Consider the following 13390-nt stretch of genomic DNA (forward strand, 5'->3'; position numbering starts at 1 on the left):
ATGACCGCGAGCGCGGCTACTTGGCGAGCGGGCCGGCGCCGCCATAGAACCGCCCGAGCGTGTCCGCCTTGAACTCCCAGTAGGTTCCCTCCACGATCGAGGCACGAATCTGGTCGACCAGGTGTACGGTGAAGTGCTCGTTGTGGATCGTACACAGCGTGGCCGAGAGCATCTCCTTCGCCTTGAACAGGTGGTGGATGTAGGCCCGCGTGTAGTTCTGGCACGTGTAGCACGTACACCCCTCCACGAGGGGGCCGAAGTCTCGCTTGAACTCGGCGCGGGTGACGTTGAAGCGGCCAGTGGGGGCGTAGATCGCCGCGTTGCGGGCCACGCGTGAGGGGTTGACGCAGTCGAAGGTGTCCGCCCCCGACTCGATGCACGCGAAAAAGTCGTCCGGCTCGGAGATGCCGAGCATGTGGCGCGCCCGGTCCTCCGGCAGCTCCTCGCTCACCCAGGCCGTGATCGTGGACAGGTTCTCCTTCTCCAGGGCGCCCCCGATCCCAAAGCCGTCAAAGCGCTGGCCATCGACCTCCATCGACCCCAGGTCGCGGGCCGCCTTCCTGCGCAGGTCCTCGTACTGGGCGCCCTGAATCACCCCGAAGAGCTGCTGGTAGGGCTTACCCGCCCGCGCCTCGGTCAGCCGCTTGTGCTCGGCCAGACACCGCTGCGCCCACAGCCTCGTCCGCTCGAGGGCCTCCTCCTGGTACGGCCGGGTGTTCATCAGCGTCGTCAGCTCGTCGAACGCGAAGATGATGTCCGCCCCCAGCTCGTGCTGGATCCGCATCGAGATCTCCGGGGTGAAGCGGTGCTTGTCGCCGTTGAGGTGGGAGCGGAACCAGACGCCGTCGTCGTCGACGTTGGCGAGGCGCTCCTTGCCCGGCGCCACCGCGTCGTCGGCAACGGTCTTGCCCGAGAACTCGTCCGAGAGCACCTTCTTGAAACCCGACCCCAGGCTCATCACCTGGAAGCCGCCCGAGTCCGTGTAGGTGGGGCCGTCCCAGTTCATAAACGCGCCCAGGCCGCCCGCCTCGTCGACGACGTCCGAACCCGGCTGCAGGTAGAGGTGATAGGCGTTCGACAGCACCGCCTGCGCACCCAGCTCCTTCACCGACTCGGGCAGGGTTGACTTGACCGTCGCCTTCGTGCCCACGGGGATGAAGGCGGGGGTGTGGATGGTGCCGTGCGGGGTGTGGATGGTGCCCGTGCGCGCGAGCGTGCCATCCAGGCGGGATTCGAGGCTAAACATGGCTTACTTTCGGTAATTCGGTTCGTACTTCTTGATGAGGTTAATGACGACGTAGGTGATGGGCAGGAAGACGACCTCCACCGACACCTTGTACAGGAAGCCGACGACGGCGAGGTTCGCGATGGTCGCCCAGCCGGCGACGCCGGCCCACGCCACCACACAGAAGATGGCCGTGTCCGCCGCCTCGCCCACCAGGGTGGAGCCGATCAGGCGCGCCCACATATGCTCTTCGCCCCAGCGGTCCTTGATCGCGGTGAGGACCTTGGCGTTCAGCAGCTGGCCGGCCAGATAGCCGGCGAGTGAGGCGAAGACGAAGCGCCACACCACGCCCAGGACCTCCTCGAAGGCGGCTTGGCTCGTGTAGTCGGGGTGGGCGGGCAACTGGATCACGGCCCAGAACGTGAGCGAGGCGAGGAAGGAGACCACGAACCCCATGAAGATCGTGCGCCGGGCGGCCTTAAAGCCGTAGACCTCCGACAGGACGTCGCCGATGATGTAGGTCAGCGGGAAGAGGATCGCTCCGCCGTCGAAGGTGAGCGGGCCGATCTCCACCAGCTTCGTGGCGCCGATGTTCGACAGCAGCAGGAAGGCAACGAAGAAGACCGCGAAGTAGTCGTAGAAGCCGCGGCGGACGCCGGCGTATGCGCTCGCAGAGCTCGAATGGGCGGTCGCGGTGGGGTCGGGGGCAGTCATGGTGTCCTTTCGTAGGCGCGGTATCGCGCGTCGATGCCGGGCACTGCCACTACCCGAGCGCACCACGGCTCGCGGAGGCGGCCGGGTGGGACGCCGATCGCTCGTGCGTCCGCATACATGGTAGCACCCGCTGCCGGCTTCCCCGGCCGGCGCCCGGCTAGAAGTCGAGCCGGATCACCGTGGCGCCGTCCGCCTGCGACACCTCCTGCGAGATCGCGATCTGCTCCCCGTCCGAATACCCCAAGGTCTGGCTGGGCAGCAGGAAGGTGTCGCCCGTGACCACGTAGTTCGCCACGTTCATCAGCAGGTTGTAGACGTCCTCCTCCGATCGCGTCGATTCGCGCACCTGCACGTCCAGGTGCCCGAAGTCCGTCAGGCCAAGCGTGCGCCCAAAGGTGAGATCGTGGCTGTGTACCCGCGTGTTGATCCACAGCGGTAGCGGCGCCTGCCCCTTCGTCAGCATCTCGGCCAGGCTCGTCACCATCGACGGCGGCATCAGCACCCCCAGCTCGTCGCGATAGACCCCGATCGCCGCCGGCTCGCGCATCAGCCCGTCCATCACCTCGGTGAACACGACGTGCGCCTTGACCATCTTGTGACGACGCCGGAGCTCCCTTTCCAGCGCCGCCTCCGGATCCGGCTCTGCGACCGGAGCGCCGCCGGGTTCGCCGGGGGCGTCGTCGGGAACGAAGAACGAGGCCGCCACGTGGAAGCGGTGCAGGGGAAGCTGCCCGCGTTCGAGCACGAGGCCGTGGGGCACGGGGGTGAGCAGCACGTGGACGCCGTCGAGCTCGAAGTGAAGCACGCGGCCCGCGTCGCCGGCCTGCTCGTCCACGACCTCCCAGGCGGGAGTGATGGTCTCGCCCCACAGTGCGGCGAAGCGTTCGGTGGCGGCCTCGAGGTCGACGGGCGCGCGCATGATCGCCGCGGCCGAGAACATCGCGGGGGCGGTGGGGTGGATGGAGGTGATTCCGAGCTCGTGCATGGCACGAGTCTACCGGGTGGTCCCTAACTATCCGCGACCAGGGTACCCGCCTCCAGCGGGATCAGCCCGCGCACGCCCTGCCACGCCTCCGCGGTGTCTAGCAGGTCGGAGAGCGGGGTGCCGAAGCGCGCCTCGATCGCGGGGCGCTCCACGTAGTAGCTCCTGCCCGGCGTCACGTACGTCACCGAGCGGGCGTTATCGATGGCGGCCATGAACGCGATCGCCGAATACAGGACATTCTCCCGCTCGTTGGTGGTCTCCCCGTCGACGATCATGACCACCACGTCCGTGTCGTGGATCTCCACTCGGTCGATGCGCGCCCCCAGCGGGAGCGCGTACAGCGCCTGGATCGTGTTCGAGTTGTCGCCAACGTAGGGCTCACGGTGGTGGTCGATCACGCTGATGTCGTGCGTCAGGAACGACGACTGCTGTTCCAAGGATTGTGCCTGCGCCGCGGTGGCGTCGGATTGCGTCAGGCGGATCCACGTAAAGCCAATGATGACGATCATGGCCAGCCCGATGGAGATGAGCACCTGCACCATCAGGCTCTTACGCGAGGAGGAACTGTTCATGCTCCCATTATTGTTGACCTGCCCGTATGGACCAATAGCCCTCCGGGTTGAAAGGGGGGCCGGCACCACCCGGCTAGGGGATGAGGGCGGGCGGAATCACGCCGGCCTGCCTCCGCTAGCTGGGAAGGCCGCGCTGGTGACACGGGTTAGCCGCGAAGGTCGAGGAAGAAGGGGCCGCGCTGGTCGAGCTCATTCATGTAGAGGGCATCCCAGTGCTGCCAGGGTTCCTTGGACAGGGAGTCGTTGGTGAAGCGCGGGTCGGTGGTGACTTCGGTGACGCAGAAGTCGGGGATGACCAGGTCCACCACCGGGCTGAGGCGCTCGATCTCCGCCACCACCAGTCCGGCGTTCTGGCCGGCGAAGACGTCGAACTCCCAGCCGTCCTCGCCCACCCACAGCGAGTGGCGGGTCTTCGCCACGATCCGGCCCGAACGCTGGATGATCTGCACGGCGACGTCGGGGTCGAGCTCGGTCTCCATCTCGTAGCGCTCGCCCGCCACCGACGGAGACTTCACCGCGATCGTCGCCACCGGCGCGGTGGGCGCCGGGCGCGCTCGGTCCGAGGCTGACGCCGACGCCGCGGCGGGAATTGAGCTGGCGCCTGCGGCGCTGCCGGCCACGAGCTTGGCCAAGAGGCGGCGCTCGTAGGCGCCGAGTTCGTCGACGCCGGGGTCGAACGCGGGAGCGTCCAAGTCGGCCTGGATGTCCACTCCCCGGAAAGCGAGGCGGACGCGGATGGCGTAGCCGGCTTCGGCGAAGACGTAGGCCTGAATGATCACCTTCGGCGCGCCATGCTCGACCACGCCCTCGGGTAGCTCGCGCACCAGGAACTTGCGTTCGAATTCGAAGGGAAAGTCTTCCATGGCGAAAGCATACCCCGGCCCGGGGTCGGGCCGGGGGCTAGCCGGGGTCTGGCCGCAGGCTAGCTGGGGCTATCAGCCGAGCGGGCGCAGGTAGTGCAGGGCCGACCCGTCCCATTCGAAGAACATGTCGGCGCTTCGGCCCTCGCCGGCGAGCCCATCATCCGTGAGCGCCTCGCCCGTGGCCAGGTTGACGATCCTCTTCCCGACCAGCGCGAACGGGGCGTCGCGCTCCAAGAGCTCGGCGCCGGCGGGGATGTCGGTCAGCCAGCGCCCAGCCGCGAGTACGGCCGTCGCGTGATCCCCTTCGCCGGTCTCGGCGAGGGCGGAGGCCAGCTCGCCGGCGGTCACGTCGGGGTCCATGCCCTGCACGTGGTACAGGGATCCGGCGCTGCGCGCGCTCAGCGCGGTTGCGCGCCGTAGATTCCCACGCTCGTCGTATTCGACCACCTGGCCCGCATCGACGCAGACGATCCCGTCCGTCACCGACCAGCACTCATCCCCGCTAACCTCGCTGAGCTGAGGAAAGGTGATGAAGGTCGTGCCCGAGCGGGCTGGGATGCCGGTGTCGATGATGTCAGCCCCGATCGTCACCTCGCCGTCCGCCGTGAAGAGTCGCTTGTCCTTCACCGCGTCCCCGCCGGCATCGATCACCGCCGCCAGCACCGAATCGCGCCCCAGCCGCGCAATGCCCGCACCCGAGTCATATGCGCCAACCAGCCGCGGAACCTCCGTGTCGAGCACGTGCGCCCGCGACCAGCGCAGCTCCTCCGCACCCGACCTTGCGCTCAGCACGATCAGGTCGCTCGGCTCCGTGCCGGGCGCGGCACTGCTTCCCGGCGCGGCACTGCTTCCCGGCGCAGCGCCGACTGTGGGCTCTTCCCGGCTCGCGCCCGACCCGGCCCCCGCCGCGCCCGACCCGGCCCCATCCGTGCCCGACCCGACGGAGACGAACACCGACCCGCTCGAGGCGTCCATCGCGATGAGCTCCGCGCCGTCTGGGATCTCGTACGTCCAGGTGGGCAGGGTGCGCCCGGAGCTCGCCACGCTAAACGCGTGCAGCTGCGTGCCGCGCGCCGCCGCGAGCGCGGCCACCAACGTCCCCGACTGCCGGTCGTAGACCACCGACGACGGCCGGTCCGCCAGCTCCACCGACCACGCCCGCTCGGCGCCGCCCTGGTAGGGGTTGCGCACCGGCTCAGGGAGGGGCGCCGGCCTCGCCTCGGGGGTGGGCTGAGCGCTCGGCGAGGAGGAACTCGGGGTCGGCGTCGGGGAGGCCGGCTTGGTGACGTCGCTACATCCGGCAAGCATCCAGGTGCATCCGGTGAGCACCAAAGCGATCGCCGCCGCGCGCTTCGTCATGCCGATCCTCCTCCTTCTCCTCGGGCCCGAGCCACACGGCCAGCCGCCCGAGCCACCCCGTCTCTCTTCACGATACCGGCACTGCTAGACCGGCCGCGAATAGTGGTGAGGATTTGGTTTCGAGTTCTTGACGCGGAAAGATGGGCATATGACGAAAGTGACCGGTACCGACGTGGTGGTTGCGGCGCAGACCCTTGGCTCGACCGTGCGCACCACCCCGCTTGAGGAATCAGTGCGACTCTCGGCCAAGGTGGGCCACCAGGTGCTCCTTAAGCGCGAGGACATCCAGGTGGGGCGCTCCTACAAGGTGCGCGGCGCGTACAACTTCCTCGCCTCACTCACCCCGGACGAGACACCCAACGGCGTGGTGTGCGCATCGGCGGGCAACCACGCACAGGGCGTGGCCTTCGCCTGCAACAAGAAGCGCATCCACGGCACGATCTTCATCCCGTCCACCACACCGCGCCAAAAGCGCAACCGCATCGCGGCGATCGGCGGGGACTGGGTCACGCTGTGCACGGTCGGCACCTCCTTCGACGAGTGCTCCGAGGCCGCGATCGCGTTCGCGAAGGCCAACGACGCCGTCTACGTCCACCCCTTCGACGACCCCCGCACCATCGCCGGCCAAGGCACGGTGGTCAAGGAGATTTTCGAGCAGGCCTCCACCCCGCCCGCCACGGTCGTCGTGCCGGTCGGCGGCGGCGGGCTACTGTCCGGCACGCTGGCCTGGGTCAAGCAGTTCCACCCGGAGGTCAAGGTGATCGGCGTCGAGCCGGCGGGGGCGGCGTCGATGGTGGCGGCGCTCAAGGCGGGAGCCCCGCAGACCCTGGAAACCGTGGACAACTTCGCCGACGGTACCGCCGTGGCCCGCGTCGGCAACCTCACCTACCAGATCGTCTCGGAGCTGTGCGACGACGTCGTCATCGTCCCCGAGGGCGCAATATGCACCGAGATGCTCGAGCTGTACCAGGTGGAGGGCATCATCGCCGAACCCTCGGGCGCGCTGGCACCGGCAGCGCTCAACGGCTACCTCGCCGACCTGCCCGACGGCCCGGTCGCCTGCATCATCTCGGGCGGCAACAACGACGTCATGCGCTACGACGACATCGTCGAGCGCTCCATGATCCACGAGGGCCTGCGCCACTACTTCCTCGTCACCTTCCCCCAGCGCCCCGGCGCGCTGCGCACCTTCCTCGACGACGTGCTCTCCGAGGGGGAGGACATCATCCTGTTCGAGTACACCAAGAAGAACAACCGCGAGACGGGCCCGGCACTGGTTGGCATCGAGATCGAGGACCGCGCCAAGATCGACGATCTGCGCGCCCGCATGGATGCCTCCGACCTCGAGATCGAAGAGCTCGAACCCAACTCCCCGCTCTTCGGCTACGTCCTCTAACCGCACATGACCGCCAACCGCAGGAGAATCGCATGAATAAGAACGCCCGTAACCTCGTCATCGCCGCCGTCGTGGCGGCCACGCTGGTCCTCGCGGTCGTCGTCGCCCTGTTGCTCAACCGCACCTCAGACTCGACGCCGTCCGCGTCGGACTCGGCGACGAACTCGGCTACCGCCACCCCCAGCCCCGAGGCCGGCGGCGACCCCACCGCGTCGGGTACCCCCAACCCGGAGCCATCCGCCCCCAGCCAGCAGCTCAAGGAGCTGGTGCAGGGCCTGTGGCGCCTCGACCCGGACGATCCGATGGCGGTCGGAGACGTCGACGCCGACGTCGTCGTGCAGATCTACTACGACTTCCGCTGCGGCTACTGCGCGCAGGCCGCAACCCAGACCGAGCCTCAGATGCAGCACTACGTCGACGACGGGACCGTTCGCATCGAATACCACAACCTCGCCATCCTGGGCGACGAGTCCGTGCTCCTCGCGCAGGGCTCGGTGGCGGCCGCGAACCAGGGCAAGTTCCTCGAGTACCACTCCTACATCTACGACCACCAGGTGGCCGGCAACCCGGTCGAGGCCACTGAGGACGCGCTCGTCGCGGTCGCGAAGGAGATCGGGGTGGCGGACCTGGACCAGTTCCGCACCGACATGACCTCGGAGGCCGCCGTTGCTGCCGTCGCGGACGGCCGCACCACCGCCCAGAACCTCGGCATCACCGGCACGCCGGCGTTCATCGTCGGCTACAGCTACCTGCCCGGCTTCGTCCCCATTGAGACGATGGACCAAGTCATCGCCGCGGAGCTTGCCCGCCCCGCGGCCTAGCTCCGCAAGCCGACCCGCACCACGGCGTCGTCAGCTTCCGCCCGGACGCTGGCACCGAGCGCCAACGCAAGGAGAATCATGGGTGTCAAACGACTCTTTTCCAAGACCTACCAGCGCCTATCGAAGTGGACCTTCACGGAGGAGGCGCCGCTGCCCGAAAAATCAATCGTGATCGGCGCCTACCACACGTCGAACTGGGATTTCTGGTTCATGCTCATGGCGCTGTGGGACAAGGGCGTGCCCTTCAAGTTCCTGGTCAAGGACTCGCTTACGCGCGGCCCGCTCGCCCCGCTCATTCGGGCGGTGGGTGGCATCGGCGTCGACCGCACGCACCCGCACGGGATGGTCGCCGGCATCGTCGAGCAGCTGGAGGGCGTGGACCGCTTCTCGCTCATCATCGCGCCGGAGGGCACGCGGAAGAAGGGCAGGTACTGGAAGTCCGGCTTCTACCACATCGCCCGCGGCGCCGGGCTGCCCGTCACACTCGGCTTCATCGACTCCAGCCGGCGCGTCTACGGCTGGGGCAAGACGATCGAGCTGACCGGCGACGTCTCGGCGGACATGGACGTCATCCGCGACTTCTACGCGGGCGCCGTCGGCTTCAAGCCCGACCAGGGCACCGCGCCCCGGCTACGAGCCGAGGACGAGCAGTGACACACCAGGTCAGCTACGAGATCCCGTGGGTCCGCCCCACCACCATGATCGAGCACCGGCTCGAGGTGCCGCTGTGCCACCCGGGTCTGGGCTACCGCTCCCCGCGCCCCGGGGCCACGATCCAGATCTTCGCCCGCGAATACGTGCGCCGCGGCGGTGAGGACAAGCCACGCCTCGTCTTCTTCCAGGGCGGGCCGGGATTCGCCGGCACCCGCCAAACCACCGACTCCGGCTGGGTTGCCCGCGTTTTGGAGGACTACCGGCTCGTCATGCTTGACGAGCGCGGCACCGGCCAGTCCTGCGCGATCGACGCCGGCGTGCTCAGCGGCGTCGGTAGCCCGGAGCAGCAGGCCGACTACCTCGCCTGCTTCCGGCAGGATTCGATCGTCGCCGACGCCGAGGCGCTACGCCGCGCGCTCCAGGGCGATGAGCCGTGGGCCGCTCTCGGCCAGTCCTTCGGCGGCTTCTGCGTGACCACCTACCTCTCTCAGGCGCCCGGCGGGCTGAGTCGGGCCTTCATCACCGCCGGCCTTCCCTCCACGTGGCGCCACCCCGACGACGTCTACCGCCTCACCTACGCCCGCACCGAGGCGCGCAACGCCGAGTTCTTCGCGCGCTACCCCGAGGACGAGGAGACCTGCTGGCGCATCGTCGCCCACCTCGCAGACGCCGCCGCTGCCGGGCTGCCGGAGCGCCTGCCCACCGGCGAGCCGCTGACCGCCCGGCGCTTCCGGATGCTCGGCATCGGACTGGGGCATAGCTACGGCCTGGAGGCGCTGCACTACCTGTTGGAAGACCCGTTCGTGAAGGTCGCGGCGCCCGGCGGCGGTGGCGTGCGGCTGAGCTCTCGCTTCCTCGCCGCGGTCGGGGCCGAACTGAGTTACGGGCCGAACCCGCTGTACTGGGCGCTACACGAGTCGATCTATCAGCAGCGCGGGCTCGCCCCGAATTGGTCCGCTCACCGGGTGCGCGGGGAGTTCCCGCAGTTCCGCCAGCCCGCACCCACCGCGAGCGCGGAGGCTGAGCTACGGGCCGAGGGCCACGGGTTCCGCTTCACCGGCGAACACGTCTTCCCCTGGCAGGGCGAGGAGGATCCCGCGTTGGCGCCCATGGCCGAGGCGGTGGGGATCCTCGCCGCCCGCGACGACCTGCCGGCCCTTCACGACCGCGCGGTTCTGGCCCGCAACACCGTGCCGGCCGCAGCATGGATCTACCGGCCGGACATGTTCGTCCCCGTGCAGATCTGCCTGGAGACCGCCGCCGACATCGCCGGAATGAAGACCCTCATCTCCGAGGATTGGCATCACGACGCCCTGCGCACCCACGGCGCGGAGGTCATCGGCCCGCTCTTCGAGGCGCTGGCCTAGGCGCCCGCCGCCTTCTCCCGCGCCGTCCTAGGCGCCCGCGTCCGGCATTTTCTTGCATGTGCCCCGGATTCACGACCTCTGTTGGCCGGAGGGGGTTCACGGTAGACTGGGGCAATGGACATCCCTCAGCTTGGTTTTGGCACATACAAGATCGACAACGACGCGGCACCCAAGGCCGTTGCCTCCGCGCTCGAGGTGGGCTATCGGCACATCGACACCGCGCAGATGTATGGAAACGAGGCCGGTGTGGGCCGGGCGCTCGCCGCCACCGACATCCCGCGCGAGGACATCTTCGTCACCACGAAGCTCAACACCCCCAACCACCGTCCCGACGACGTGCGGCGCACCTTCGCCCAGTCTCTCGTGGATTTGCAGACCGACTACGTGGACCTCTTCCTCATTCATTGGCCGATGCCCATGTTCTACGGCGGGGACTTCATCACCACCTACCGCGTCATGGAGGAGTTCGTCGCCTCCGGGCAGGCGCGCGCGATCGGCGTGTCCAACTTCGAGGCCCACCACCTCGAAAAGCTGCTGTCCGGCACCTCGATTCTGCCGGCCGTCAACCAGATCGAGCTGCACCCCTACTTCAGCAACTCAGAGCTGGCGGCTTTCTGCTCCGAGCGGGAGATCGCCGTGGAGGCCTGGTCGCCGCTCGGCCGCGGCGGCGTGCTGGCCGACCCGGTGATCGGGGAGGTCGCCGCGGAGGCGGGCGCCACGCCGGCGCAGGTGGTGCTCGCCTGGCACCTTGCCAAGGGCCACATCGCGATCCCGAAATCCGTACACGTGGAGCGCCAAAAGGAGAACTTCGCCGCCCAGGGTCTCACGCTGTCCGCGGAACAGATCGAGCGCATCGATGCGCTCAATAAGGGCGAACCCGGCCGCACGGGCAAGCACCCGGACGTCTTCGACCGCATGTAGGTATTCCTCTTTGGGGCCGGCGGGGACTAAAATCGTCTGGGCCGGCCGCGCAGATCGCGGCCACAGTTGAAAGGTTATCCATGGTCACGTACGCGTACACGATTGCAGGTTCGGAAGCCACCGGCGGGGCGGGCTTCCAGGTGGATCTCAAGACGTTCCACGAGCTCGGTTGCTACGGCCTCGGCACGCTCACCTGCATCGTCTCCTTCGACCCGGAGGACAACTGGAACCACAAATTCGTCCCCATCGAGCCGGGCGTGATCCGCGATCAGATGCACGCCGCGATGGCTCATGCCGACCTCGACACGGTCAAGATCGGAATGCTCGGCACGATCCCCACGATCGACGCCGTCGCCGAGGGCCTCAAGAGCCAGGAGTGGAAGAACATCGTGCTTGACCCGGTCCTCATCTGCAAGGGCCAGGAGCCGGGCATGGCGCTGGACACGGACAACGCGTTGCGCGAGAAGATCCTCCCCCTCGCCACCGTCGCTACCCCGAACTACTTCGAGGCCTGCACGCTGGCGGGCATGGACAAGCTCGAAACCCTCGAGGACCTGGCCGAGGCCGCCATGCGGATCTCGAAGCTGGGCCCGAAGTACGTGGTGGTCAAAGGCGGCATGGACTTCCCGGGCCCGGACGCCGTCGACGTCCTGTGGGACGGCGAGGCCGCCCTCGCCTTCTCTGTCCCCAAGATCGGCAACTCCCGCGTCTCGGGCGCGGGCTGCACCTTCGCCGCGGCGATCACCGCGGAGCTGGCGAAGGGCGCGGACATTCACAAGGCCGTGCGAGTGGCGAAGGACCTGGTCACCCAGGGTATCGACGCCCAGGTGAAGGCCAACACCCCGTTCTCCACGGTGTGGCAGGGCGCCTTCGAACCCAAGCAGGACGCCGACTACACCTACGCCGCCCAGATGGACTACTCGGACGCCACCCCTGACGAGGGCGAGGGGTGCGGCGGCGACGGCAATTGCGACAGCTGCGGGGACGGCGGCTGCTGCAAGGAGGCCAAGTAGCATGTTTCCGGACCTGTCGGCCGCCAGGGCGTTCCTGCGTGAGCACCTGGCCGCCGCACCCGCGTCCGAGGCCTCGCGCCGCTACCGCTACGAGCACTGCCTAAGGGTGGCCCGCATCGGCCGCCGGGTCGCGCTTGAGTCCGGCCTCGACGCCGACGCACTCGAGCTGGGTTGCCTGCTCCACGACGTCGGGAAGTACGACGCCGCCGTGCCGGTCGACCACGGCCGGGCGGGCGCGCTCGTCGTGAAGGAATTCTTCGACGGCCTGGGCTTTCGTGGCGAGGCGGCCGAGGAGGTCGTGCAGGGCATCGCGATGCACGTGGACGGTAGCTTCAACCCGCGCGAGGACGGGGACGGCACCGGCGCCGACGCGCGCGGCCGAGCCTACCTCGCCTTCACGCGCGAGCCGGGCCTGGTGGCGAGGTCGATCGGGGACTGCGACAACGTGGACCGCTTCAGCACCTACCGCATCGCGGACACCTTGAGGTACGTGGACTTCATGGGCAAGTCGACGGGCGAGCAGGTTGCGTTCATCGAGGCCTACCTCGAGGGTCTGCGCGCCCAGTACAACTACGAGTGCGCCACCAAGACCGCCCATGAGCTGTGGATCACGAATCTGGACTACCAATGGAACTTCTTTACTAGACTATCGACGGAAATCACCGAAAGGTGACGTTGTCTTGACGAAAGGTGCTTTGTGAGCACAGACCTGGTCCATCGCGCGATCGACGACATTCTGCGCCGCATATCGAGCGGGCAGTTCCCGGCCGGCTCCGCCCTGCCCCCGGAGGACGAGCTGGCCAACCTCCTGAAGGTTTCGCGCCTGACGATGCGCGAGGCGGTGAAGGTCTTGAAGGATCGCCGCGTGCTCGACGTCATCCACGGGCGGGGCACGTTCGTGTTGCCGCTAGAGGAGTGGACGGATCTGTCCAGCATCGCCACGTTGCTCACCGATCGTGTCAGCCCCAAGGAGCTCGGCCTGCAGCTGACCCAGGTGCGTAGGATGCTCGAGGTCGGGGCGGCGGGCCTCGCGGCGGGCAACCGCAGCGAGGAGGACCTCGCCCGCCTCGAGCAGGACCTTCGCGCCTACGAGGAGGCGCACGACGCCGACGACGTCGAGGCTGCACTCAATTCGGACCTCGCCTTTCACCGGCATATTTTGGCGGCCTCGGGCAACCCCTTCGTCGGGGCGATCATGCAGCCCTTGCAGGCCACGCTCTCCCTGTCGCGGCGTCACACCTCGGCGCTGCCAGACGTACGTGAGCGGGCTCAGGCCCATCATCGCAAGATCTTCGAGGCTATTGCCGCGGGCAGGGCGGACGAGGCGAAGAACGCGATGCGCGCCCACATGACGCAGACGGCGAACGACATCGCCAGCCTTCCGGACTCGACGGACTGACGTCGGGCACTCGCGCCCTGTTGGGGCACCCGACGAACGCGGGCGGCTGGAGATCCCAGCCGCCCGCGCGATGTCGTGCCGCCAAACCGGCGTGATCGCCT

14 protein-coding genes are annotated in these 13390 nt (G+C 68.1%); 8 read left to right on the forward strand and 6 right to left on the reverse strand.

Features of this window, described 5'->3' with window-relative positions; all coding sequences use genetic code 11:
* Positions 1-16: 16 nt before the first annotated feature.
* The 6 genes from tgt to J2S45_RS00070 form a co-directional block, all read right to left on the reverse strand.
* Positions 17-1246: a tRNA guanosine(34) transglycosylase Tgt gene (gene tgt, locus J2S45_RS00045; protein ID WP_296931523.1), complete on the reverse strand. Its 1230-nt coding sequence runs from the start codon at positions 1244-1246 to the stop codon at positions 17-19.
* 3 nt (positions 1247-1249) lie between these two features.
* Complete coding sequence (locus J2S45_RS00050) at positions 1250-1939, reverse strand: queuosine precursor transporter (protein WP_307634115.1); 690 nt, start codon at positions 1937-1939, stop codon at positions 1250-1252.
* A 157-nt stretch (positions 1940-2096) separates the two neighbouring features.
* A complete protein-coding gene (locus J2S45_RS00055; protein WP_307634116.1) occupies positions 2097-2924 on the reverse strand; it encodes a DUF4261 domain-containing protein in 828 nt (275 codons plus the stop codon).
* Positions 2925-2947: 23 nt separating this feature from the next.
* Entirely contained in the window at positions 2948-3496 is a 549-nt protein-coding gene (locus tag J2S45_RS00060) for a DUF4825 domain-containing protein (RefSeq protein ID WP_307634117.1), read from the reverse strand.
* A 146-nt stretch (positions 3497-3642) separates the two neighbouring features.
* A complete protein-coding gene (locus J2S45_RS00065) occupies positions 3643-4359 on the reverse strand; it encodes a CYTH domain-containing protein (RefSeq protein ID WP_270973713.1) in 717 nt (238 codons plus the stop codon).
* 72 nt (positions 4360-4431) lie between these two features.
* Positions 4432-5718, reverse strand: a complete 1287-nt coding sequence (locus J2S45_RS00070) for a hypothetical protein (protein ID WP_307634118.1) — start codon at positions 5716-5718, stop codon at positions 4432-4434.
* A gap of 148 nt (positions 5719-5866) precedes the next feature.
* Here J2S45_RS00070 and ilvA point away from each other — a divergent pair, with 148 nt between their 5' ends.
* The 8 genes from ilvA to J2S45_RS00110 all read left to right on the forward strand — a co-directional run bounded on the left by ilvA (position 5867) and on the right by J2S45_RS00110 (position 13289).
* Positions 5867-7114, forward strand: coding sequence for a threonine ammonia-lyase IlvA (gene ilvA, locus J2S45_RS00075; RefSeq protein ID WP_270973710.1), 1248 nt, complete (start codon positions 5867-5869; stop codon positions 7112-7114).
* Positions 7115-7146: 32 nt separating this feature from the next.
* Positions 7147-7935 (forward strand): DsbA family protein, encoded by a 789-nt coding sequence (locus tag J2S45_RS00080; RefSeq protein ID WP_307634119.1) that lies wholly within the window; start codon positions 7147-7149, stop codon positions 7933-7935.
* A 78-nt stretch (positions 7936-8013) separates the two neighbouring features.
* Positions 8014-8589 (forward strand): 1-acyl-sn-glycerol-3-phosphate acyltransferase, encoded by a 576-nt coding sequence (locus tag J2S45_RS00085; protein WP_270973705.1) that lies wholly within the window; start codon positions 8014-8016, stop codon positions 8587-8589.
* Positions 8586-9956 carry an alpha/beta fold hydrolase gene (locus J2S45_RS00090; protein ID WP_307634120.1) on the forward strand — a complete coding sequence of 457 codons (1371 nt, stop codon included), beginning with the start codon at positions 8586-8588 and terminating at the stop codon, positions 9954-9956. Before J2S45_RS00085 ends, J2S45_RS00090 begins: the two co-directional genes overlap by 4 nt.
* Before the next feature lie 114 nt (positions 9957-10070).
* Positions 10071-10877 carry an aldo/keto reductase gene (locus tag J2S45_RS00095; protein WP_307634121.1) on the forward strand — a complete coding sequence of 269 codons (807 nt, stop codon included), beginning with the start codon at positions 10071-10073 and terminating at the stop codon, positions 10875-10877.
* Between the two features lie 80 nt (positions 10878-10957).
* Entirely contained in the window at positions 10958-11890 is a 933-nt protein-coding gene (locus J2S45_RS00100) for a hydroxymethylpyrimidine/phosphomethylpyrimidine kinase (protein ID WP_307634122.1), read from the forward strand.
* A 1-nt stretch (position 11891) separates the two neighbouring features.
* Positions 11892-12563: an HD domain-containing protein gene (locus J2S45_RS00105; protein WP_270973694.1), complete on the forward strand. Its 672-nt coding sequence runs from the start codon at positions 11892-11894 to the stop codon at positions 12561-12563.
* Between the two features lie 24 nt (positions 12564-12587).
* On the forward strand, positions 12588-13289 hold the full coding sequence (locus J2S45_RS00110) for a FadR/GntR family transcriptional regulator (protein WP_307634123.1): 702 nt from the start codon (positions 12588-12590) through the stop codon (positions 13287-13289).
* Positions 13290-13390: the final 101 nt, after the last annotated feature.

This window comes from Trueperella abortisuis, assembly GCF_030811095.1.
Lineage (GTDB): Bacteria > Actinomycetota > Actinomycetes > Actinomycetales > Actinomycetaceae > Trueperella > Trueperella abortisuis.

Coding starts and splice junctions, on each gene's coding strand:
- tgt (WP_296931523.1), bottom strand. CDS start 1,246: ATGTTTAGCCTCGAATCCCGCCTGGATGGCACGCTCGCGCGCACGGGC.
- J2S45_RS00050 (WP_307634115.1), bottom strand. CDS start 1,939: ATGACTGCCCCCGACCCCACCGCGACCGCCCATTCGAGCTCTGCGAGC.
- J2S45_RS00055 (WP_307634116.1), bottom strand. CDS start 2,924: ATGCACGAGCTCGGAATCACCTCCATCCACCCCACCGCCCCCGCGATG.
- J2S45_RS00060 (WP_307634117.1), bottom strand. CDS start 3,496: ATGAACAGTTCCTCCTCGCGTAAGAGCCTGATGGTGCAGGTGCTCATC.
- J2S45_RS00065 (WP_270973713.1), bottom strand. CDS start 4,359: ATGGAAGACTTTCCCTTCGAATTCGAACGCAAGTTCCTGGTGCGCGAG.
- J2S45_RS00070 (WP_307634118.1), bottom strand. CDS start 5,718: ATGACGAAGCGCGCGGCGGCGATCGCTTTGGTGCTCACCGGATGCACC.
- ilvA (WP_270973710.1), top strand. CDS start 5,867: ATGACGAAAGTGACCGGTACCGACGTGGTGGTTGCGGCGCAGACCCTT.
- J2S45_RS00080 (WP_307634119.1), top strand. CDS start 7,147: ATGAATAAGAACGCCCGTAACCTCGTCATCGCCGCCGTCGTGGCGGCC.
- J2S45_RS00085 (WP_270973705.1), top strand. CDS start 8,014: ATGGGTGTCAAACGACTCTTTTCCAAGACCTACCAGCGCCTATCGAAG.
- J2S45_RS00095 (WP_307634121.1), top strand. CDS start 10,071: ATGGACATCCCTCAGCTTGGTTTTGGCACATACAAGATCGACAACGAC.
- J2S45_RS00100 (WP_307634122.1), top strand. CDS start 10,958: ATGGTCACGTACGCGTACACGATTGCAGGTTCGGAAGCCACCGGCGGG.
- J2S45_RS00105 (WP_270973694.1), top strand. CDS start 11,892: ATGTTTCCGGACCTGTCGGCCGCCAGGGCGTTCCTGCGTGAGCACCTG.